General features: G+C 65.4%; 24 protein-coding genes and 1 pseudogene. 20 read left to right on the top strand and 5 right to left on the bottom strand.

The genetic code is table 11. From position 1 onward, the window contains the following. Positions 1-261 precede the first annotated feature (261 nt). The 19 genes and pseudogenes from B0G38_RS17960 to B0G38_RS17870 all read left to right on the top strand — a co-directional run bounded on the left by B0G38_RS17960 (position 262) and on the right by B0G38_RS17870 (position 14415). Positions 262-621 (top strand): benzoate/H(+) symporter BenE family transporter, encoded by a 360-nt coding sequence (locus B0G38_RS17960; RefSeq protein WP_264670688.1) that lies wholly within the window; start codon positions 262-264, stop codon positions 619-621. Then, positions 621-983: pseudogene (locus B0G38_RS17955) on the top strand (benzoate/H(+) symporter BenE family transporter); the annotation flags it as partial. The gene B0G38_RS17960 and the pseudogene B0G38_RS17955, both read left to right, overlap by 1 nt. Positions 984-1045: 62 nt before the next feature. Beyond that, the gene (locus tag B0G38_RS17950; RefSeq protein ID WP_264670687.1) at positions 1046-1450 is read left to right on the top strand and encodes a benzoate/H(+) symporter BenE family transporter; all 405 of its coding nucleotides are present in this window, start codon (positions 1046-1048) and stop codon (positions 1448-1450) included. A 67-nt stretch (positions 1451-1517) separates the two neighbouring features. Further along, complete coding sequence (locus tag B0G38_RS17945; RefSeq protein WP_264670686.1) at positions 1518-1874, top strand: hypothetical protein; 357 nt, start codon at positions 1518-1520, stop codon at positions 1872-1874. A 59-nt stretch (positions 1875-1933) separates the two neighbouring features. Next, complete coding sequence (locus B0G38_RS17940) at positions 1934-2371, top strand: pyridoxamine 5'-phosphate oxidase family protein (protein WP_264670685.1); 438 nt, start codon at positions 1934-1936, stop codon at positions 2369-2371. A 31-nt stretch (positions 2372-2402) separates the two neighbouring features. Beyond that, positions 2403-2915 carry a pyridoxamine 5'-phosphate oxidase family protein gene (locus B0G38_RS17935; RefSeq protein ID WP_264670684.1) on the top strand — a complete coding sequence of 171 codons (513 nt, stop codon included), beginning with the start codon at positions 2403-2405 and terminating at the stop codon, positions 2913-2915. Positions 2916-2926: 11 nt separating this feature from the next. Then, a complete protein-coding gene (locus tag B0G38_RS17930; RefSeq protein WP_319801263.1) occupies positions 2927-3202 on the top strand; it encodes a type II toxin-antitoxin system Phd/YefM family antitoxin in 276 nt (91 codons plus the stop codon). Beyond that, the gene (locus tag B0G38_RS17925) at positions 3199-3462 is read left to right on the top strand and encodes a type II toxin-antitoxin system RelE family toxin (protein ID WP_264670683.1); all 264 of its coding nucleotides are present in this window, start codon (positions 3199-3201) and stop codon (positions 3460-3462) included. The genes B0G38_RS17930 and B0G38_RS17925 overlap by 4 nt, the downstream gene beginning before the upstream one ends. 58 nt (positions 3463-3520) lie before the next feature. Beyond that, the gene (locus B0G38_RS17920; RefSeq protein ID WP_264670682.1) at positions 3521-3964 is read left to right on the top strand and encodes a UPF0158 family protein; all 444 of its coding nucleotides are present in this window, start codon (positions 3521-3523) and stop codon (positions 3962-3964) included. A gap of 86 nt (positions 3965-4050) precedes the next feature. After that, complete coding sequence (locus B0G38_RS17915; RefSeq protein ID WP_264670681.1) at positions 4051-5712, top strand: alkaline phosphatase D family protein; 1662 nt, start codon at positions 4051-4053, stop codon at positions 5710-5712. A gap of 57 nt (positions 5713-5769) precedes the next feature. Continuing rightward, positions 5770-6609, top strand: a complete 840-nt coding sequence (locus B0G38_RS17910) for an alpha/beta fold hydrolase (protein WP_264670680.1) — start codon at positions 5770-5772, stop codon at positions 6607-6609. A gap of 72 nt (positions 6610-6681) precedes the next feature. Then, positions 6682-7086, top strand: a complete 405-nt coding sequence (locus B0G38_RS17905) for a hypothetical protein (protein WP_264670679.1) — start codon at positions 6682-6684, stop codon at positions 7084-7086. 232 nt (positions 7087-7318) lie between these two features. Next, complete coding sequence (locus tag B0G38_RS17900) at positions 7319-7636, top strand: hypothetical protein (RefSeq protein ID WP_169991461.1); 318 nt, start codon at positions 7319-7321, stop codon at positions 7634-7636. Between the two features lie 16 nt (positions 7637-7652). Beyond that, positions 7653-9131 carry a DUF1538 domain-containing protein gene (locus B0G38_RS17895; protein WP_264670678.1) on the top strand — a complete coding sequence of 493 codons (1479 nt, stop codon included), beginning with the start codon at positions 7653-7655 and terminating at the stop codon, positions 9129-9131. Beyond that, a complete protein-coding gene (locus B0G38_RS17890) occupies positions 9128-9478 on the top strand; it encodes a P-II family nitrogen regulator (RefSeq protein WP_264670677.1) in 351 nt (116 codons plus the stop codon). Before B0G38_RS17895 ends, B0G38_RS17890 begins: the two co-directional genes overlap by 4 nt. Before the next feature lie 33 nt (positions 9479-9511). Then, positions 9512-9901, top strand: a complete 390-nt coding sequence (locus tag B0G38_RS17885; RefSeq protein ID WP_074699440.1) for a CBS domain-containing protein — start codon at positions 9512-9514, stop codon at positions 9899-9901. 26 nt (positions 9902-9927) lie between these two features. Next, positions 9928-12795, top strand: a complete 2868-nt coding sequence (locus B0G38_RS17880; RefSeq protein ID WP_264670676.1) for a PEP/pyruvate-binding domain-containing protein — start codon at positions 9928-9930, stop codon at positions 12793-12795. 81 nt (positions 12796-12876) lie between these two features. After that, positions 12877-14130 carry a DUF1624 domain-containing protein gene (locus B0G38_RS17875; protein WP_264670675.1) on the top strand — a complete coding sequence of 418 codons (1254 nt, stop codon included), beginning with the start codon at positions 12877-12879 and terminating at the stop codon, positions 14128-14130. 33 nt (positions 14131-14163) lie between these two features. Beyond that, positions 14164-14415, top strand: a complete 252-nt coding sequence (locus B0G38_RS17870) for a hypothetical protein (protein ID WP_264670674.1) — start codon at positions 14164-14166, stop codon at positions 14413-14415. 101 nt (positions 14416-14516) lie between these two features. Here the strand turns inward: B0G38_RS17870 and B0G38_RS17865 are convergent, their stop codons facing one another. Continuing rightward, positions 14517-15263 (bottom strand): response regulator transcription factor, encoded by a 747-nt coding sequence (locus B0G38_RS17865; RefSeq protein ID WP_264670673.1) that lies wholly within the window; start codon positions 15261-15263, stop codon positions 14517-14519. Positions 15264-15364: 101 nt separating this feature from the next. Between B0G38_RS17865 and B0G38_RS17860 the strand changes: the two genes are divergently transcribed. Further along, entirely contained in the window at positions 15365-16930 is a 1566-nt protein-coding gene (locus tag B0G38_RS17860; protein WP_264670672.1) for a sensor histidine kinase, read from the top strand. Positions 16931-16958: 28 nt separating this feature from the next. Here the strand turns inward: B0G38_RS17860 and B0G38_RS17855 are convergent, their stop codons facing one another. From B0G38_RS17855 to B0G38_RS17840, 4 genes are read right to left on the bottom strand one after another with little or no spacing between them, the layout of a single operon-like run. After that, a complete protein-coding gene (locus B0G38_RS17855; protein WP_264670671.1) occupies positions 16959-18119 on the bottom strand; it encodes an iron-containing alcohol dehydrogenase in 1161 nt (386 codons plus the stop codon). A gap of 40 nt (positions 18120-18159) precedes the next feature. Further along, positions 18160-19227 (bottom strand): zinc-dependent alcohol dehydrogenase, encoded by a 1068-nt coding sequence (locus B0G38_RS17850; RefSeq protein ID WP_264670670.1) that lies wholly within the window; start codon positions 19225-19227, stop codon positions 18160-18162. Beyond that, positions 19217-20185, bottom strand: a complete 969-nt coding sequence (locus B0G38_RS17845) for a sugar ABC transporter substrate-binding protein (RefSeq protein ID WP_264670669.1) — start codon at positions 20183-20185, stop codon at positions 19217-19219. The genes B0G38_RS17850 and B0G38_RS17845 overlap by 11 nt, the downstream gene beginning before the upstream one ends. A 35-nt stretch (positions 20186-20220) precedes the next feature. Then, positions 20221-21171 (bottom strand): sugar ABC transporter substrate-binding protein, encoded by a 951-nt coding sequence (locus B0G38_RS17840; protein ID WP_264670668.1) that lies wholly within the window; start codon positions 21169-21171, stop codon positions 20221-20223.

The following is a 21171-nucleotide window of genomic DNA, read 5'->3' as shown; positions in this document are numbered from 1 at the left end:
CAGCGAACTCCCCGCCAGGCCGAGCGCCCGCAGGCCACGCTCCCTGTCCGGCTCCGGCGCGGGTATGAAATCAAACTGGAAATCTTCCATACACCAACCCTACGAACCGCCTCTGACAGTTTGTGACCGCGCACACACCATGGGGTGGAAAACACGAGAAAACTTTCCGACGGCTGTGTTTGCCAACGCCGACAATGGCGACCAGGGCGACCAGAGCGGCGTGCCCTGTGCGGGCCGAGGGGATTGTGGGAAAGTGGCACCATGAGGGATGTCCGCCAGCTCGGCGCGGCACTTTCGCTGTTTACGGTGGCCGCCTCCGTCATTACCATCCCGCTGGCGGCGGCCGAGCAGTTGGACCTGCCCCGTCCGCAGATCACGGCCTGGATCGTGGCGATCTACGAGCTGCCGTCGGTGCTGGGACTGGTGCTGGCCCTGCGTTACCGCCAGCCGCTGCTGCTGACCGGGAACATCTTTGTCCTGATCTTCATCGTTTCCCTGAACGGGCGGCTGAGCTTCGCGGAACTGGCCGGGGCAGCAGTGGCTGCGGGCGCCGTCGTTATTATCCTGAATTTCTGGGGCTCAACGGGTTCCTGGCCGAATGGGTTCCTGCGCCGGTGGTGATGGGGCTGCTTGCCGGATCGGTGCTGCCGTTGGTCGCCGGGATTTTCACCGTCCTTGGCCAGGAGCCGCTCATCATCGGCGGTGCGTTTGCCGCGTACCTGCTCAGTTCGCTGTTCCTGGGCAAAGTGCCGCCGATCTTCGCTGCGCTGGTGGTGGCATTGGTGGGCGCGGCAGTGCTGGGCCGCTTCGGCAGCATCGACGGCGGATTCCGTGCGCCGATTGTGGAGCCTACCCTTCCGGTGTTCTCGTGGGAATCGATACTGACGGTCACCCCGGTGCTGGTGGTGCTGATTGTGCTGCAGGCCAACGTGCCCTCGCTGGTTTTCCTGCGGAGCCAGGACTACTCTCCACCGGTGCGGGTGCTGGATTTCCTCTCCGGTATCGGCACCATGGCAGGATCGCTGCTCGGGCCTGTGGGCGTTCCATGTCCCTGCCCGCTACAGCGCTGGTGGCCGGACCGGACGCGGGCCGGCCGGAACACCGGTACCGCGCAAATCTCATTGTCTGCAGTGCCTTTCTGGCGATGCTGGCGCTGGCCGGTTTTGCCGCGGACGTCATCGAACTGGTGCCGAGGCAACTGATGCTGGCGATAGCCGGACTGGCGGTCATCGGTGTCCTCGGCATGGCTCTGGGGCAGGTCACGGCAGGCCCGCTGAAGCTGGGGCCGCTCTTTGCTTTTGCCGTGACCTTGTCCGACATCTCGCTGCTCGGCCTTGGCCCGGCCTTCTGGGCGTTGGCGATTGGCGTGCTCGCGTCCCGCTTGCTGGAACGCGATGAGTTGAAGGCGCTACGGGAGGCCAGCACAACTAATGGGCCGGCCACCCCCTGAACTGAGGATGTCCCTAGGACGGCGGCGTCGCTAGCATTGGCGCTACTTCGCTGGAAAGGGATGTGCCATGGAATGTATTACCTGGTTTGCGCCGATCGTGCCTGGAAAACTGGAGGCCTGGAAGGAATTCGTCCAAGAGTGCCAAGGGCCGCGGCGCGAAGAGCTCGCACGGTCCCGCCAGTGCATCGGCTTGGTCCGGGAAGCCGCCGGGCACATGCAGACGCCGCAGGGCGACGACGTCTGCTGCCTCTTCCACGAGGCCGAAAACTTGTCCGAGGCCTTTAGCGCCATTGCCCGCTCGGACGACCCCTTTGACGTCTGGTTCCGCGGCAAGCTCAAGGAAGTCCATGGGATATCGCAGGAGATCCTCGAATCCCCGTTGCCAACCAAGATCTACCTCGACTACCAACAGGGAACCGCCTAACATCTAACGCTGCCGTTCCGCCCCTATCCAGCGCGGCCGGTTCATGGCAAAGTGGCGCCATGAGCGAAGATCTGCGGATGCCCGACGCCGGCCATCCGACCCTCCGGTTGGGCCCGGACGAATGTTGGGAACTTCTCGCGGGCACGACGCTGGGCAGGCTGGCGGTCAGCTACCGCAACGAGCCGGACGTCATTCCGGTCAACTTCTGGGCCGCGGAGAAGAGCATTCTGCTTCACGGGTCCGAGCACGTCAGGGATATCGTCCGCCGGGCCGGGCACTATGTAGTGCTGGAGGCAGATGGGCGCAGCGGGTCATCTGTCTGGAGCGTGATGGCCAAGGGCACGCTCCGTGAACTGACCGGCCCGGATGAGATCGCGGCGGCCCAGCGCCGGCAACTCAAGCCCTGGACCCTCACACGCAAATTGATGTATTTGGAACTGCAACCCTCGGAACTTACCGGGCGGCGCATCGCCGTCGGACCTGAAATCAATGACTGAGCCAGCTTGGCCCGCCGAAAGGAAATCCTCCATGCCCCGGCATCCCAACGGTCCGCCGTCGACCATCCCTACGGAGAATGTTCCGGCCGGCGATGAGCCAGACGCCAGTCTGCCCGCCATTCCGGACCTGGACAATCCTGTCATCGAGCTCACCGAGGACGAATGCTGGGACCTGCTGATCGGCACGATGCTGGGCCGGCTGGCGGTCAGCGTGGCGGACAAGCCGGAGCTGTACCCGGTCAACTTCCTGGCCCACGACCGCCGGATCCTGATCCGCACCATGCAGGGCACCAAGCTGGTCTCCATGGCCATCAATAACAAGGTGGCGCTGGAGGCGGACGGCCGTTCCCTCCACTCGGTCTGGAGCGTGGTGGTCAAAGGCACCGTCCGTGAGCTCACCACCGAAGCCGAAATAACGACGGCGGAGCAACTGTCCCTGCGTTCGTGGACAGCATCGGTCAAAACCACCTACGTGGAGATCACGCCCTCGCGGATTACAGGTCGCCGGATCGCTCTGGCGGACGAGTTCAAGCTGGAGCGCTGAGCCTTGACTGCATGACGTACCGATTGTACGTTTTGTACATGGGTGATTCCGTTTCCGCTGCTTCTGCCCGCCAGCACTGGAGCGAAACGATAGACAAGGCGTCACGGGAGCCCGTGTCCATTACCCGGCATGGACGAGAAGCTGTAGTTCTGATGAATGCCGAACTCGCTGAGCGCGCGTTGGAAGCGCTGGAAGATGCCGAGGATCTCAAGGCCGCCAGAGAAGCCCGCGCCGAAGGCGGTTCCATCCCCTGGGAAGAGGTCAAAGCAGACCTCGGACTTGAGTGACCAGTGCGTATGAGATCAGGCTGACCCATGCGGCGGAGAGGTCGCTTCGAAAGCTTGATGCCAAGGCCAGAATCCGGGTTGCCGCAGCCATAGAACTGCTCCAGCACAACCCTCGGCCGCCCACAGCGAAAAAGCTGGTCGGCGGCAGCGGCGAATACCGGATACGTACCGGCGACTACCGAATCATTTACGAGATCAACGACGGCGCCCTGGTCATCCTCGTTCTCAGGGTCGGCCACCGGCGGGAGATCTACCGGTAGGAGCTGGCGGCAGTACGCTGGTGTCCACGCTTCGGCCGCGACTCAAGGGAGGCAGGGAATGCTCAGCCTGAAGAACATTGACATGGACATGCTGACGACGGCGATGGAGAACGCCAGTTATGACATGCGGTGGTGGCTGGATCGGGACACCGGCGAGCTGGAGATGAGTGGCGACATGGTGGACGAGGGCCTCTCGCCGGAGGAACTTGAAGAGCGCGATTTTGTGGTTGTGGAAGCGGATTCGCACCGGAGCTACCGGGACATGGAAGACTTCATCGCCACGCTCGAAGACGAGCGGGTGCGCGCCGCCCTGTTCCGAGCCATCGAGAGGAATCGTCCTTTCCGCCATTTCAAGGACGCGCTGTACGACTATCCCAAGGTCCAGGAAGACTGGTATGCCTTCCACGAAAAGCGCATGCGCCACCACGCCATCACCTGGCTCCTGTCCGAAGGACTCATTGACGAACAGGAAGCCCAGGGCGCCCTGGGCACAGAGGTATGAGTGCGATGGCGGCAGGAGCAGGGGCGGTCGATTTTGGGTTGGCCGATTCTGTAGCCGCGGACCGCTTGGGCAGGTAGAACTGATTCATGACGACATCGCCCCTCGTGCTCGGCCCGATGATGCGCTATGTGGACCAGACGACCGCGAGCATCTGGGCGGAAACGCGGGACGCCGCGCACGTCGCCGTCCGGGCGGGCGGCCGATCGTGGGAAGCCCGGACTTTCGCCGTTCACGGCCACCACTATGCCCTGGTGGAAGTATCCGGCCTGGAGCCGGGCAGCGTCACTCCCTACACAGTGGAGATCGACGGCGAGGAAATCTGGCCTGCAGCGGGAGCCGAATTCCCGCCGTCGTGCATTGCAACGCTCAAGCCGGACAAACCGCTACGGCTGGCCTACGGCACCTGCCGCACCAGTGTGCCGCACGATAAGCACGGCAACCGCACACACGGCGTCGACTCGATGCGGGCCTATGCCTTGGACATGGCCAAGGGCGGCGACGTGTCCTGGCCGGATCTGCTGCTGTTCCTGGGCGACCAGGTCTACGCGGATTCCACCAGCGACCAGATGCAGGAGTTCATCCGGGCCCGCCGCGACATGAGCGAACCTCCCGGCGAGGAGCTCAAGGATTACGAGGAGTACGCGCACCTCTACTACCTCGCATGGTCGGACGAGGCCAACCGGTGGCTGCTCTCCACCCTGCCGAGCGCCATGATTTTCGACGACCATGACATCCGCGACGACTGGAACGCCTCGCAGACCTGGAAGCAGCAGATGCGGGAGACCTCGTGGTGGCACGGGAGGATCGTGTCGGGGCTCGCCTCGTACTGGGTTTACCAGCACCTGGGCAATCTTTCCCCGCGGCAAAGGGCCGACGACGTCGTTTGGCGGCTGATTGCTGAGCATCACGGCGAGGAGGAACTGGACCTGAGCGAGGCGCTGGATGCCTTTGCCGAGAAGGCGGACCATTATCCGGAGAGCTACCGGTGGAGTTTCTCGCGCGATATCGGCGGCGTGCGGCTGATTGTGCTGGACTCCCGCGCCGCACGGGTGTTGGAGCCGGAACACCGTGCGCTGCTGGACGACCAGGAAATGGCGTGGCTGGACGGCCGGCTGCAGGGCGGCTTCCGGCATGTGCTGGTGGCAACCTCGCTGCCGTTCCTGCTGCCCACCGGCCTGCACCATCTCGAGTCCTGGAACGAAGCGCTCTCCGAAGGCGTCTGGGGCAAGCCCGCGGCGAAACTCGGGGAGAAACTGCGCCAGGCCATCGATCTGGAGCACTGGGGCGCCTTCCAGAAAAGCTTCCAGGAAGTGGCGGCCATGGTGCTCGAGGTGGCCGACGGCGAGCGCGGGCCGGCCCCGGAAACCATCACCTTCCTCTCCGGGGACGTGCACTTCTCCTACGTCGCCGAAGTACAGCGACCCGTCGGCAGCCGCATAGTGCAGGCGGTCTGCTCGCCGATCCGCAACCCCCTGCCCCGGCTGATCCGCTCCTTCACCGCGATCATGTCCTACGGCGTTGCCGGCCCGGTGGGCGCGCTGATGGCGAAGTCCGCGAAGGTGCCCGATCCGCCGTTCAGCTGGCAAACGATCAAGGGGCCGTGGTTCGACAACAACCTGGCCGGCCTCGAAGACACCCCGGACGGGCTGAAGTTCTGGTGGCAGACCGGCGTCGTCGAAAATGGGGACCACGACCGTCCGCGGGTGCAGGAGGTCGCCGCCGTGACGGTCCCGCCGCGCGGGGCCTAAGCTGGGGGGCAGTGCGGGGAAACCCCCGAGTTGCCATCTGTCGAAGGGACGTCTGCCATGGGTTACATCAAGGTTGGAACCGAGAACAGCACCAATATCGAACTGCACTATGAGGACCACGGCAGCGGCCAGCCCGTTGTCCTCATCCACGGCTACCCGCTGGACGGCTCGTCCTGGGAGAAGCAGACCGCCGCGCTGCTGACAGCCGGCTACCGCGTCATCACCTACGACGGCCGCGGCTTCGGCCAGTCCAGCAAACCGACCACCGGCTACGACTATGACACCTTCGCCGCGGACCTGAACACGGTACTGGAGACCCTGGACCTGAACGACGTGGTGCTGGTGGGCTTCTCCATGGGCACCGGCGAAGTGGGCCGCTACCTGGGCACGTACGGCTCGAAGCGGGTCGGCAAGGCCGCGTTCCTCGGTTCGCTCGAACCGTTCCTGCTGCAGACCGAGGACAATCCCACCGGCGTCCCGCAGGAGGTGTTCGACGGGCTGGGCCAGGCGGTGACGGCGGACCGGTACGCGTTCTTCACCGAGTTCTTCAAGAACTTCTACAATTCCGACACGTTTCTGGGCACCGAGCGCCTGAGCCAGGAGCACGTCAACGCCAGCTGGAACATTGCCGCCCGCTCCGGGGCCGTCGCCTCGATCGCCGCGCAGCCGGCGTGGCTGACCGACTTCCGCGCGGACATCCCCAAGATCGATGTGCCCGCGCTGATCGTGCACGGTACGGCGGACAACATCCTGCCCATCGACGCCACGGGGCGCGAGTTCGCCAAGGCGTTGCCCAGCGCCGAGTTCGTCGAGATCGAGGGCGCGCCGCACGGCCTGCTCTGGACGCACGCCGCCGAGGTCAACGAGGCCCTGCTGCGCTTCCTCGGCAAGGGCTGACGCACGGCAGGAGCCGGCGCCGGAGCCCGGGGGGCCTGTCGCCGTCGTTATTTGTGTGCTTACACTGCTCGCATGAGCATTCAGGGTGAGTATTTCGCGGCAGCAGAAACCCCCAACAACGACGGCGGCGCCCCGCCTCCCGTTTTCGTCTACCGTGGCGCCGAGGGATTGCTGGCGGCGCAGCTGGCCGAGGCGCTGGATAACCACGAGCTGCTCGAGGGCAACTGGGAGCTGGTGCACACGTACATGCCGCCGGCGGAGCGCAAAGGTGCCCCTGCGGAGGAGAAAGGTGCCCCGGCGGAGGGCAAGGACGGTGCGGCCGCCGCGCCCACCGAGCGGAAGGACGCCGGCCACGGCGGGGTGCTGGACGAGCTGGCGGCGGACGCGTCCGTGCACTTTACCCCGGGCGAACGGCAGCAGGTAGGCCGCTGGAGCATCGTGCAGTTGGCGGACTTCGGTTTCTTGCACAAAACTTGAGCCGTTCTTGAGCGTTAGCACGGGGTACTGCCCCGATCATGTAAGGAGCCGGGAAGGACCCCACTCCTGCCCGGCAACCATTGATCGGGACCGTTCGCTCGATCTGTGGCTGTTGGGGGGATCTGTCCCGGGCGGTCAGCCACCTGGTGGCCCGGGACATCAACTATTGCGCCGCTCCCCCGCGGGGTCTAGCGTGATGCGCATCAGCATCCACCGCTAACAAGGAACCGCCATGGCCGGGTTTGTGCAGATCATCGAGTTCAAAACCTCGCGCATCGAGGAGATTGAAAAACTGGGGACGCCGTCGAGGGCCGAAGGTAGCACGCCTGCCAGCTTCCGCGGGGTAAAGGTCACCGCGGACCGGGACCGGCCCGGCAACTACTACACCATTGTGGAGTTCGACTCGTATGAGTCGGCGATGGAAAATTCGGCCCGTCCGGAGACTTCCGAATTCGCCGAGAAGTTCGCCTCTCTGTGCGACGGGCCGCCTGTCTTCCGCAACCTGGACGTACTGTGGGCCGACACCGGGCAGGACGCGCAGGCCACGTAGACAAAGCCCCGACGAGATGGAACACCTCACCGGCTTCGCCCGCGAATTCCTGAAGGCGATGAGGAATCTCCTGCCTATTGTGGCGGTGGTGGCGGTGTTCCAACTGGTGGTCTTCCGCGGGCTGCCCGACGATCCCTTGCAGCTGGTGGTTGGGCTGCTGATCGTGGGCGTGGGCATCGCGTTGTTCCTGCAGGGCCTGGACCTCAGTGTCTTTCCGGTGGGCAAGAACATCGCCAACCAGTTCACCCGCCGCGGTGCGTTGGGACTGCTGCTGGCCTTCGGCTTCGCCATCGGGTTTGCGGCGGCCGTCGCCGAGCCGGCCCTGATCGCCGTCGCGGAACAGGCCGAAATAGTCAGCGATGGCAGGATCAACGGGCTGACGCTGCGCGTGGTCGTCGCAGTGTCCGTGGGTTTTGTCCTGGTCCTGGGCCTGCTGCGCATCCTGCGGGGCTGGCCGGTGCACCGGCTGCTGATCGGCGGCTACGCGCTGGCCCTGGCGATCACTTTCATCGCGCCGGATGAGATTGTCGGCCTCGCCTACGACTCCGGGGGCGTCACCACCAACATCGTGACCGTACCGATGATCGCCGCCATCGGCCTGGGTCTTGCCAACTCGATCAGGGGGCGCAGCGTGCTCGCGGACGGCTTCGGCCTGGTGGCACTGTGTGTGATGGTGCCGATTATCGGCGTGCAGCTGTACGGGGTCTGGGTCTACACCTTCGGCAACACCGGAGCCGTTGCCGCCGCACCCGGGGCCGGGCCCGGCCATTGGGCGGCGGACTTCGCCCTCGGGCTCGCCGAGACGGTGCGCGATGTGCTGCCTATCGTCCTGGTGGTCCTGTTCTTCCACTATCTGGTGCTCAAGCACAAGATCGCCCACCCGGTGCGGGTCATGGTCGGCTTCGTGATGGTCCTGGTGGGCTTGTATGCCTTCGTCGTCGGACTCAAAATCGGGCTCTTCCCCATCGGCACGCAGATGGCCGAGCAGCTGATCGAGCGCGACGTGCCGGTGCTCATCCTGCTGTTCGCCCTGCTGATCGGCTTCGCCACCACCATGGCCGAGCCGGCGCTTGTGGCGATCGGCAGCCAGGCCCAGGACGCCTCCCGCGGCAGGCTCAACGGCTCCGTCATCCGCATCGTCGTCGCCGTCGGGGTGGCGGCCGGCATCACACTGGGCGTCTACCGCATCCTCGTCGGCGGGCCGTTCCACTACTACGTCATGGCGTCCTACGGCGTCGTCGTTGTTCTGGTTTTCCTGGCGCCCAAATACATTGTCGCCCTCGCCTTCGACCTCGGCGGAGTCACGACGTCGGAAGTCACCGTCCCGCTCGTGACCGCCCTGGGCATCGGGCTGGCAACCGCGCTCGAGGGCCGCGATGCGCTGATGGACGGCTTCGGGCTGATCGCCTTCGCGTCCATTTTCCCGATCATCTCCGTCCTGCTCTATGCCATGCTCCTGGAAAGAATTCCCACCCTGCGGAAGGAAACGTCATGAAATTCACCGCCGTCGTCGTGATCGCCCCGGACCATCTGGAGGACCGGGTCATCGAGCACGCCCAGCGCGCCGGCGCCACGGGTGTGACCATCCTGCCGGGCAAAGGCATCGGCGGCGAGTCCAAGCGGACGTTTTTCGGCCTGACGTTCGAGGGCTCGCAGTCCGTGCTGCTGATGGTGGTGGGCTCGCACCTGTCCACCTCGATCCTGAAGGAACTGCACACCATCCTGGTCAACGACGGCAACTCCCGGGGCCTCGCCTTCAGCATTCCCATCGAGCACCTGACCGGGATCGACCTGCGCCAGGTGGCCAAATTCGAGGAGCGCATGCGCCATGAAGACAGCTGATACTAGAGGACACGAGATCACAGGAGGAGTCCCATGCTGACCGTCAAGGACGTCATGGTGCGCAACATCGTCACCATCTCCCCGTTCAGCACCCTGCGCGATGCGCTGTCGGTGATGAAAACCCGCCAGGTGAAAAGCCTGGTGGTGGAGCGCCAGCACCCCCACGATGCCTGGGGGCTGCTGACCTACAACGAGTTGCTGCGCACCGTGGTCGCCGAGGAGGGAGATGTGGACCTGCTCAATGTGTACGACGCCGCGTCGAAACCGGTGATCACTGTGGGCGAGGACCTCTCCGTGCACCAGGCCGCGGCGCTCATGAGCCGCTACCACCTCAACCGGATGGTGGTGGTGGAGGGCAACAAGCTGATCGGCCTGCTGGCCATGAACGATATCCTCGCCCGGCTGATGGACGACCTGATCTAGACGACCTAACTTAAAGGAGCCCGATGATGAACAGCGCCGCACGCCACCTGCTGGACCGGCCCGGAACCGTCCTCCCGCTGGCGAAGGTCGACGGCGGGATGCTCGCCTGGGTGGGCGGCAAGGCGGCGAACCTCGGCGTGCTCATCAACGCCGGCCTGCCGGTGCCGGATGGATTCTGTATTACGACGACGGCGTACCAGCGGGTCGCGGCGGAGGCCGGCCTGGATGCAATCCTGGCTGAACTGGAGGCGGGAGTGGGTGCCGGGGCAAGCGCCGGTACAGGGGCAAGCGCCAGTACAGGGGCAAGCGCCGGCGGAAGCCGGGACACCTCCGCCGAAGGAGCTGCCGCGCTGGCCGGGCTGGCGGAACGTGCCCGCTCCGCAATGGAAGCTGCGCCGATGCCGGACGATATCGCCGACGCCGTCCGCGCTGCTTACGCGGAGCTCGGGAACAACGACGGCGATGGGCGCCTGGCCGTGGCGGTGCGTTCCTCCGCCACCGCCGAAGACCTGCCGGAGGCCAGTTTCGCCGGGCAGCAGGACACCTACCTCAACGTGGTCGGCGAGGACGCGCTGCTCGATGCGCTCCGCCGGTGCTGGGCCTCGCTCTGGACGGAACGGGCGGTGGCCTACCGCAGCGATAACGGAATCGACCAGCGTTCGGTGAGCATCGCCGTCGTTGTTCAGCGGATGGTGGACGCCGAGGTTTCCGGCGTGCTGTTCACAGCCAACCCGCTCACCGGCCGGCGCCACGAGGCGGTGATCGATGCCGCACCCGGGCTGGGCGAGGCGGTGGTCAGCGGCGCGGTGAATCCGGACCAGATCGTGGTGGACACCGCCAGCGGGCGGATCCTCGAGCGGACGCTCGGCGACACTCTTGGGCGGACTGCGGACGACGAACCCGGGCGGACGCCGGGCGACAACCCCGCCGGCAGCGGCGAGGCGTGCCTGGACGATGAGCAGGTCCGGGCCCTGGCCGAACTCGGCGCCCGAGCGGAGGAACACTTCGGCGAACCGCAGGATCTGGAGTGGGCCATCGGGCCCGACGGTGCAATCCAGCTGGTGCAATCGCGCCCCATCACCACCCTGTACCCGCTGCCCGAGCCCGTGGAGACAGGCAGCGCGAACGACGGCGGCACCCGCGCCTACCTCTGCGCAAGCCTGTTGCAGGGGCTCACCCGGCCGCTGACGCCGATGGGGCTGTCCGCGTTCGAGGTGCTGGCCGACGCCTACCGGCCGGCGGGCGGGAACTACGGGGCGCCGGTCCCCTTCAGTTACAGCCAGGCCGGGCTGCGGCTCTTCGTGGATGTGACGCCGGTGCTGCGGAGCAAGACCGGACGGCGCATCATCCCTGCTGCCATGAGGGCGGCCGATGCCCGCTCGGTCGGAGCACTGAAGTACCTGATGGAGGATCCGCGGTTCTCCATCCTCAGCACGCCGAAACGGGGCGCGCTCAAGGGTTCGCTAAGGGGATCGCTGAAAGGCTCGCTCAAATCCATGCCGCAGCTGGCCATGATTCCCCAGGTGCTCCACGGCCTGGTCCGGCCTGCCGCCGCGCTGGAACGCAGCAGGCGGGCGGAGCAGGAATTCCACCGGATGCTGGTGCTTCCCGAGCCTGCCACGCCCGCCCGGCGGCTGGACTTCGTCGAAAGCATGCTCGGCAGGATGATCACGCCGGGCCTGCTCAAGCAGCTGCCGCCCCCGGCCGCCGGCTACATCTGGCTGGGCATCGTGCGCTGGCTGCTGGGCCCGCTGGTGCAGCCCGGTGACCTGCAGGCCGTCCTGCGCGGGCTGCCGGACAACGTGACCACGCAGATGGATCTGGAGCTGTGGCACGCCGCCACCATCATCCGCGACGACGCCGACGCAGCGCAAGCGCTGACCCATGAGGACCCGCCGGAGCTTGCCCGCCGCTATGCCGAAGGCTCGCTCCCCGCCGTCGCCCAGCGCGAGCTGACCGCGTTCCTCGACAAGTACGGCCACCGCGCGGTGGCGGAAATCGATCTCGGCATCCCGCGCTGGTCCGAGGAGCCGGCCCACATCATCAATGTGCTCGCCAACTACCTGCGCCTGAACGATCCGGACCAGGCCCCGGACCGGCAATTCGCCCGCGCCGCCGCAACCGCCGAAGCCAAGGCGGCGGAGCTGACCCAGCGCGCCCGGACCAGAGGCCGGATCCGCGGCAGGCTCGTGGCCTACGGTCTGCGCAGGGTCAGGGCCACCGCGGGCCGGCGCGAGTACCCGAAGTTCGGCCTCATCGTGGCCCTCGCCGCGCTCCGTGCCCAGCTCCGGCAGGTCGGAACGGTCCTGGCCGGTGCGGGCCGGATCGCCAACCCCGAGGACATCTTCTTCCTGGACCTCGCCGAAACCCGCGTAGGCCTGCGCGGCGCGGACCTGCACGAGCTCGCCGCCGAGCGCCGCCGCACCTACAACCGCGAACTGCGACGCCGCCGCATCCCCCGCCTGTTGCTCTCCGACGGCACGGACGTCGAGGCCGCCATGGGGGCAAGCGCTTCCGCAACAACGACGGCGGGGGCCCACCTTCCGCCCGGCACCCTCACCGGGGCACCCGCCTCGGCAGGCACCGTGACCGGCCAGGCGCGGGTCATCCTGGACCCGGCCGGCGCCCACCTGGAGCCCGGCGAAATCCTGGTCGCACCGTCTACCGATCCCGGCTGGACTCCGCTGTTCCTGACCGCCGGCGCCCTGGTCATGGAGATGGGCGGACCCATCTCCCACGGCGCCGTCGTCGCTCGTGAGTACGGCATCCCCGCCGTCGTCGGTGTCCCCGACGCCACCACCCGCATCGCCACCGGCGACACCATCACGGTGGACGGCGCGGCGGGCACCATCAGTCAAGTAGCCTCAGCTATTGCCCAGCCGCCGTCCTTATAGTTTCCTTGGGAGACCCCCTTTCACAGCGGGTTCATAGGAAGGACATAAGGACTGCTTAACCGGGCCCCGAAGGCTGGGGACATGTCAATCTCATCGCGCCTCTCCGCCAACCAGTCCGACCACCCCGGCGAGGGGCCGCCGCCGAAGAGACCCCGGCTCGTCGGGGTGGATGCCGCGCGAGGCATCGCGCTGATCGGCATGATGGCAGTCCACATCTTCAGCCTGTACAACGAGCAGACGGACTCCGTGTCCTGGCTGGCGGCCGTCTTCCACGGCCGGGCCTCCGCCCTGTTCGCCGTGATGGCCGGCGTCGGACTGGCCCTGGTCAGCGGCGGCGTGCACCGCCATACGGGAGCGCAGGCGTCAGCCGGCCGGCGCGGCATCGCGGCACGGGCCGCGGTCATCGCCGTCGTCGGTCTGACGCTGGGCTTGTTCTGGGTCGATGTCGCGATCATCCTCGTTTGCTACTCGCTGCTGTTCGTCCTCGCGCTGCCGTTCCTCACGATGGGCATCAGGCAGCTGGCCGTATTCACCGCCACGTGGACGCTGCTCTCCCCCGCCATCGCGTATCTGGTGCGGCCGGTGCTCTATGAAGCTCCGTTCATGGCCGTCATTGACACCGATCCCAGCTGGACCAACCTGGCCGACCCGGTCGCGTTGCTTTCCAGCCTGTTCTTTACCGGGCCCTACCCGGTGTTCCAATGGCTGAGCTACCTGCTGCTCGGCCTGCTGCTGGGCCGGCTGGCGCTGGATTCCGTCCGGGTCCAGCTGTGGCTGGCCGCCGGCGGTGCCGCCGCGGTGGTCGCGGCCCAGCTGACCAGCGCGTTCCTGCTCAATGGCCTCGGCGGCAGCAGCGCCCTGCTGGCCACCGGCGAGGTCGACAGCGGGGACCTGGCGGAGTGGGACAACCGGCTGCTGCTGGACGTTTCGGAGGTGGACCAGACGACATCGGGCTGGTGGCTGGCCGTCGGTGCCCCGCACTCCGGGACCACGCTGGACCTGCTCAACACGATGGGCAGCGCGGCGATGGTGCTGGGACTGTGCCTGCTGCTTGCCCGCGTTGCCGGACGGGGAATGCTGGCTCTCGCAGGTCCCGGCGGTATGACGCTGACCCTCTACAGCGCGCACGTGCTGGTCATGAGCTTCGTCTACACCACTGAAATCGAGGTCGGGGAAAACCTGCTCTTCTGGGGCCAGGTCCTCGTCTTCACGGCCGTCGGGATTGCCTACCGGGTTTCCGCGCGCCGGGGCCCCCTGGAGCTGCTGGCCTTCACCGCCAGCAAGGCGGGGCGCGGTCCGGTTTCCCTACACAGCCCGTCCACAGGTTCACCATAGGGCCCGCATATGCCGCGGTTCCATCCTTAAACCATGGCAAACAAATTCCATCGGCTGCCCGGCGCACGGGCCATGGCCACGACAAGCGGGACCAACCGGACCACGAAATCCCCCGGTACCACCCGCTCCCCCGGGGCGGGGAGCCGCGGGCATTTCTGGTCATCGTCGTGGTTCACGTGGACCATCCTGGCCGCAGGCCTGATCGCCTGCGGTATCTATTTCTGGGTGACGAAAATCCAGCCGGTCATTCCGGAGCTTCTCGAATTCGTCACCCAGCCGCTGTAACCGTGAGTCTCGCCGGTCCGAACCGCCCCCTTCGGACCGGCCGCCCTGCCGGCCCGGTGCACGCCGCCGGACCGGCCGAACTTCTTCCCTCGACCGGCCCCTCAAACGGCTGGTTTGAGGACATAACCCACGCCGCGGACGGTATGAATCATCGGCGAGCGGCCGGCGTCGATCTTCTTGCGCAAGTAGGAGATGTAGAGCTCCACGATGTTGTTCTGCCCACCGAAATCGTAGTTCCACACATGGTCCAGGATCTGGCTCTTGCTGACCACCGTACGGGCGTTGTCCATCAGGTAATGCAGCAGATCGAATTCCGTGGCCGTGAGCTGGAAGTCCGTCCCGGCTCGGGTGACCTCGCGCGTATCCAGGTTCAGGACCAGGTCCCCCACCACCAGTTCGGCCGCTGCCGCTGCCGCCACGCCGGAGCGCTGGACCAGCCGGTGCAGGCGCAGCATCACTTCCTCCATGCTGAACGGCTTGGTCACGTAGTCGTCCCCGCCCGCGGCCAGGCCGGTGATCCGGTCCGCCACGGCATCCTTTGCGGTCAGGAACAGGGCGGGCACGTTGGGCGAGAAAGACCGGATCCGGCCCAGCGCCTCCACGCCGTCGAACCCTGGCATCATCACGTCCAGCACCAGCACGTCCGGGCGGATATCGCGGGCAATTTTCACCGCCGACGGCCCGTCATGGGCCACGTGCACGTCCCAGCCGGCCATCCGCAGTCCCATCCGCACCAGGTCCGAAAGCTGCGGCTCGTCATCGACCACCAGCGCCCGGACGGGGCTGCCGTCCGGATGGCGGAGTTTGGGCAACCCGCTGACCAGTTCGGTGGGATCCTGTGCGGCCATGATTACTCCCCTGGTAACAAGTTGCGCGGATACTGTTTCAACAATAACCACTACAGTTACTACATCCCATCAGTGGATCGGTCAGATTGAAAGAGAAGCCCATGCAGAGCGACAAGCGGCCTTCCCTCCCGCCGTCGGCGCCTGCGTCCGGCCACGGGCGCAGCGGCGGGTGGCGCCCGTTCCGGAAATGGCAGCTGCGCACCAAGCTGGTCCTGATCACGCTGGCGCTGCTGGCCGCGATCTGCCTCGCCGTCGGCCTCTCTGCGCACGCGGCGATGACCTCGTTCCTGACCGGGCAGCTGGACGAGCAGCTGGCGCAGGCCTCCTTCCGGGCCAACCGGTCGCAGGAAGAGTTCCGCCGGGACCGTAACGATGAAGACGATGAAGAGGACGACGGCGGCGCCCAGGATTCGGAGAATGTTGCGGATCCGCTCAGCGGACCAGGCACCCAGGGGGGAACGCTGAACGCGCGCATCAGCCACCACGGCGTCCGGGGCGCCGGCATCTTCACCCCCGACGGCGGCAGGCAGGAGCTGACAGAGGCGGATGAAGAGATCCTCGACGAGTTGTCCCTCGACGTTCCGCCTGTTGACCGCACGCTTTCGGTGGGCGACTACCGGCTGGTGGCGACTTACAACGCGGACCGCGAATACACCATCGTCACCGGCCTGCCGCTGCTCGCCAAGGAGGAAACCTTGGCCTCCCTGACCCGGACCATGACGGTGGTTTCCGCGGCAGGACTGGTCGCCGCGGCGCTGCTGGGCACGCTCATTATCCGCCGTACCCTGCGCCCATTGGAGGAGCTCTCCGGCGTTGCAACCCGCGTCTCCCGGCTGCCGCTGGGCGAAGGCGAAGTCGCCATGGCCGAACGCGTGCCCGCCGGGATCGCGGTCCCGGCCACCGAAGTGGGAAGGCTGGGCCACGCCTTCAATCTGATGCTGGACAACGTTGCCGGCGCGTTCAGTGCCCGACACCGCAGCGAAACCAAGCTCCGCCAGTTCGTCGCCGACGCCAGCCACGAACTGCGCACTCCCCTGACCGCCATCCGCGGCTACTCCGAAATGATCCGGCTGACCGAGAACCTCAGCGAAGAAGGCCGCTCCTCCATTTCGCGCGTGGAGTCCGAGTCCAAACGGATGACGGCGCTGGTCGAAGACCTGCTGCTGCTGGCGCGGATGGAGGAAGGGCACCGGGCGGAACAGCACGACGTCGATCTGACCCAGCTGGTGGTCGAGTCCGTCAGCGACATCCGCGCCGCCGCCCCCGAACACCGCTGGGTCCTGCAGTTGCCCGATGACCCGGTGACCGTGCGGGCCAACCCCGGCCAGGTGCGCCAGGTCCTCATCAACCTGCTGACCAACGCGCACAAACACACCGGCCCCGGGACCACCGTGGTCACCTCGCTGGCCGCCGAGCCCGGCGCCGCCGTCCTGACGGTGGCCGACGACGGCCCCGGTATCCCCTCGGACTTCATCGACAAGATCTTCTCCCGCTTCACCCGGGCCGACACCGCCCGCTCCGACCGCAGCGGCACCCACGGCCTGGGCCTGTCCATCGTGGATGCCATCGTGAAGTCGCACGGCGGCCGCATCGACGTCAGCAGCAGCGAGGGGAAGACGGAGTTTATCGTCCGTCTTCCGGGCGCCGGCGTCCAGCACGCGGGGTAACTGCCAAGACGAATCTCCCGTATCGTTCTCAGCTGTAAATCCGGGCGTACAAATCCTCGATCTGGTCTGCTGTAGGAACGATGGGGTTGTTTCCCGGGGACCCGGAAGCGAGCGCCTGCTGTGCCATCAGCGGGGTCAGCTCAGTCCACTTCTCTTGGTCAATGCCGTAGCTCTGCGGCGTCGGAACGTCCAGGTCCTTGCAGAGGACAGCAAGGGCTTCGACCAACTTGCCAGCGGCCAGTGCATCGGAATCGCCTTGCCCGGCGGCTCCGAAGGCACGTGCGCAGTCTGCATATCTGCTGAGCGCGCCATGCACGGAAAAGGCCGTGACTGCCGGGAACAGCATGGCATTGGACAGGCCGTGGGCCACGTGGAAATGCGCCCCGATCGGCCGGCTCATGCCGTGCACCAGGGCCACACTGGAATTCGAAAAAGCGATGCCGGCCTGCGTGGCGGCAAACATCATGGCTTCCCGCGCTTCACCGTCGTCACCGTCCGCATACGCCCGGCGGATGTTCCGGCCGATGGTGCCGATAGCGGTCAGAGCCAAGCCATCTGAGAACGCGTTCGCCTTCCTGCTGACATACGCCTCGACGGCGTGGGTGAGTGCATCAACCCCGGTATCTGCGGTCAGCCTTGCAGGCATCGAGATGGTCAGCTCATAGTCGACAATCGTGGCCACGGGAAGGAAAGCCAGACCCGTGCACAACATTTTCTCGTCAGTTGCACTGTCCGTGATGACCGTGAATTGCGTGGCTTCGGATCCGCTTCCGGCAGTTGTCGGGATGGCGATAACGGGCAGGGCGGGGCCGCTGTTGTTCCGCGGCGCCTTGTAGTCGCGCATTTCTCCGCCCTGCGCCGAAAGCAGCCCCAGAGCCTTGGCCGTATCCATCGGGCTGCCGCCGCCGAAGCCGACAAGGCAGTCGGCGCGGTGGGCTGCAACCGCTTCCAGTCCTCCGAGCAGCGAGTCGGTGGTCGGGTCCGGAACAGTTTCGGAAAACACCTCACCATCCAGCCCTGCATCCCTGAGGTTGGCGAGTAACCGGTCAGCTGCGCCGGTGCTGGCCAGGAACTTATCGGTGACGAGCAGTGGCCTGGACAGGCCCAAACCTGCTAGAACGCTGCCGAGCTCGCCGGCAGCTCCGCCGCCGATCCGCATGATGCGGGGAAGTGCAATGGAAGAAACCATCTGGAAAATGCCCTTTCGAAGTAGTGCAATTGCAACTGGTTCACGGAATTCTGACGACTACCTTCATTGTTCCCTCAGCTGCCTCATGCGCCACCCCGAACGCGTCTTTGACCCTCTCCAAGGGGAGGACATGGGAGATCAAGGCGGCAACGGCGTCGTTGTTGGATTCAACCAACCGGACTGCAGCAGCAAAATCCTTCGGGCCCGCGCAGCTAGCCCCATGGATGGAAACCTCCTTCTCCGGCAGCACGCCGGACGAAAACGGCGCGCTTCCTCCGGTCAGACCAACGACGACGACGTCCCCACCGCGCGCGACAATGTCGACTGCCTGCGACAAGACCGAAGGAACCCCTGTGGTATCAATGACAACATCTGGCCCGTAGCCTCCGCTCCACTTCCGCAGCTCCTCTGGCACAGCACGCTGACTGGCGCCCAACGTCAGCTTTGCCCCGAGACGCTCCGCCATCGCTCTGCGGTCCGCTTTAAGATCGACGACGGCGGTGTCTGCACCCCAAACTGTTGCGGCCAGAGAAACAGCCTGCCCGATCGGCCCACCGCCCAGTACCGCTACGCGCGTTCCCTTGGCGGGTTGATCTTCACCGATGTTGACGCGGGCCAGTGCATGTACGGCCACGGAGAGCGGTTCAGTGAAGGCAGCGATTTCCGGCTCCGTATCGGCGATCGGGAACACGGCCCTTTGCTGGACGAGAAGCCGCTGGCTGATGCCTCCGTCCCGGTGGACACCGATAATTCGCATGTCGTAGCAGGCGTTTTCCCTTCCGTGGTCGCAGGCGTAACAGCTGCCGCAGGTTTCCAGCGGCCAGACCACTACGCGGTTTCCCGGAGTGATCCGGGCCGGATCCACTCGGTCGCCGATCGCCACGACAATGGCCGCGAATTCGTGGCCGAGCACTCGAGGAAACCAGTCGCTCTCACCGGTCAAAGCACCTATGTCCCCGTTGAAATAGTGCAGGTCCGAACCGCAGATTCCTACGGCCTCCGGACTGAGCAGGACCTGCCCAGGTCCTGGTTCTCCCGGTTCGGGCAACGCCTTCAATTCCAAGGAGCCCGGGGCGGTCAGCACTGCCCCCTGGATTTTAGAACTCACTGGCGTTGCCCTTGGTGATCGGGGTTCCCTCGATTTCTATGTGGTTGTTTTCGGGAAGGGTGCCGTCAGTGAAGTAGGTGTCCATTGCGCTGACCACATCGCCGATGATGGTGGGCCAGTCCTGCAGCACAGTGGCAATGAACGGACCACCCTTGGCGATCTCGGCAATGGCGAAATCATCGCCATTCATGCTGGCCACGGCAATACCTTCGGCGCCGGCGGCCTCGGCTGCCTGGACCGCTCCGAAACCGGCAGCATCGAACCCGGCCCAAACACCAACCGGCGCTGCTTCGCCTGGATGTGACTGGAGGTAGTCCTGCACGAAGGACAGTGCTTCCTCCTGGGCGGCCCCGGGTGACTGGATCTGGTGATTGGCGGCAACATTGAAGCCGTTCTTCTCGAATAGCTCGGTAGCCACGTCGGTGCGAAGGCGGATGCCCGGATGAGAGTCCCAGCCCACAATCAGAACATCCCCGCCGTCGGGATTGGCATCGATGATCGCCTGGGCACTCGCGGTCGCGAGCTGTGTATTGTCACTGGTCACGTTCAGCGCATAGGGCTCGTACGGTTCGATACCGGCGTCGATGGCAAAGACCGGGATGTCGGCATCATTGGCAGCTGAAACTCCCAGGCTGGTCTTTTCCTGCGAGGTGTATCCCATGACGATGGCGTCCACATCCCGGGAAATGGCATCCTGCATCTGGGCATTGAGCTTGTTGTAGTCGTTGGCGCTATCCGACACGGACACCTGCCAACCCTTCTCGGTGGCCTGATCCTCGAACATGTCCACGCCAGTCTTGACGGCGGGTGTGGCATAGGAGGCGGTGAAGACGGCCACCACCGGGGCCCCGTTGTCTTCAGGCTCCGCTGATGCGTCGGCGCCTCCGCCGCAAGCGGTGACGGCCAGGAGGGTGACTGCAGCTGTAGCCGCGGCAGCCAGGAATCTGTTATTGCGCATTTTTGATCGTTGCCTTTCGAAAAGGAGTGAGGAAGTCAGGAGTTGAAGCTGTCCAGGTTGTCCTGGTTCACGAGGATTCCCGGCATTTCTTCGTAGTTAGTGACAGGGTCAGTGCCGTTGAAATCTGCCTCCATGACTTCTGCCATGCGTCCGACGATGGCATCCCAGTCTTGGAAGACGGTAGCCATAAAAGGCCCGTCCTTGCCGATTTCCGCCACTGCCTGATCGGTGGCCTCAATGCCCGTAACGGGGATCTCTGTTCGATCAGCAGAGTTGAGCGCCTGCACCACGCCCATTGCTGCTGCGTCCCAGCCGGCCCATACGCCGTCGAGATCATCCGCATTGGCCTGCAGGAAATCAGTGGCGAAGTTTAGTGCTTCACCCTGGGATGAGGCCGGTTCTTTTACCTGCTTGATGTCTACGATTTCGGCACCGGCCTTCTCCAGATAGGAAATGGCTTCCTGAGTCCGCAGCCGGATGCCCGGATGCGGATCATGGCCAATGACCAGTACCTTGCCGGGGCCGCCCATGGCGTCCAGCAGGGCCTGTGCACTGATTTCGCCCAGCTGTACAGAGTCGCTGGTGACGTTCAGTGCAACTCCTTCCATCGGCGCTGTTCCGCCATCGATCACGTAAACGGGCACGTCCGCGTCATTGGCCGCGCGCAGGCCAACGGTGATCTGTTCAGGTGTGGGGAACCCAAGCACAATCGCGTCCACCTGGCGCAGCGACGCATCCTGCATTAGGGAGTTGACCTGGTTGAAGTCGAAGTCGGTATCCGCCACGGTGACATTCCAGCCCTTGCCTGTGCCGAGCTCTTTGAAAGCATCGATGGCGTACTTGGCAGCCGGGGTGCCATAGGAACCGGTGATGACGGCGACTTCAACGTCGTCCGATGCTCCTTCGGAGGATTCTGCATTTCCCCCGCAACCGGCGAGGATGAGGGCCATTGCCAGGCTGCTGATCAGTGCGAGTAACTTTTTCAC

The organism is Crystallibacter permensis (assembly GCF_025960875.1).
Lineage (GTDB): Bacteria > Actinomycetota > Actinomycetes > Actinomycetales > Micrococcaceae > Crystallibacter > Crystallibacter permensis.
Note: the sequence above shows the minus strand (reverse complement) of the source record. Positions and strands in the feature narration are given on the sequence as shown.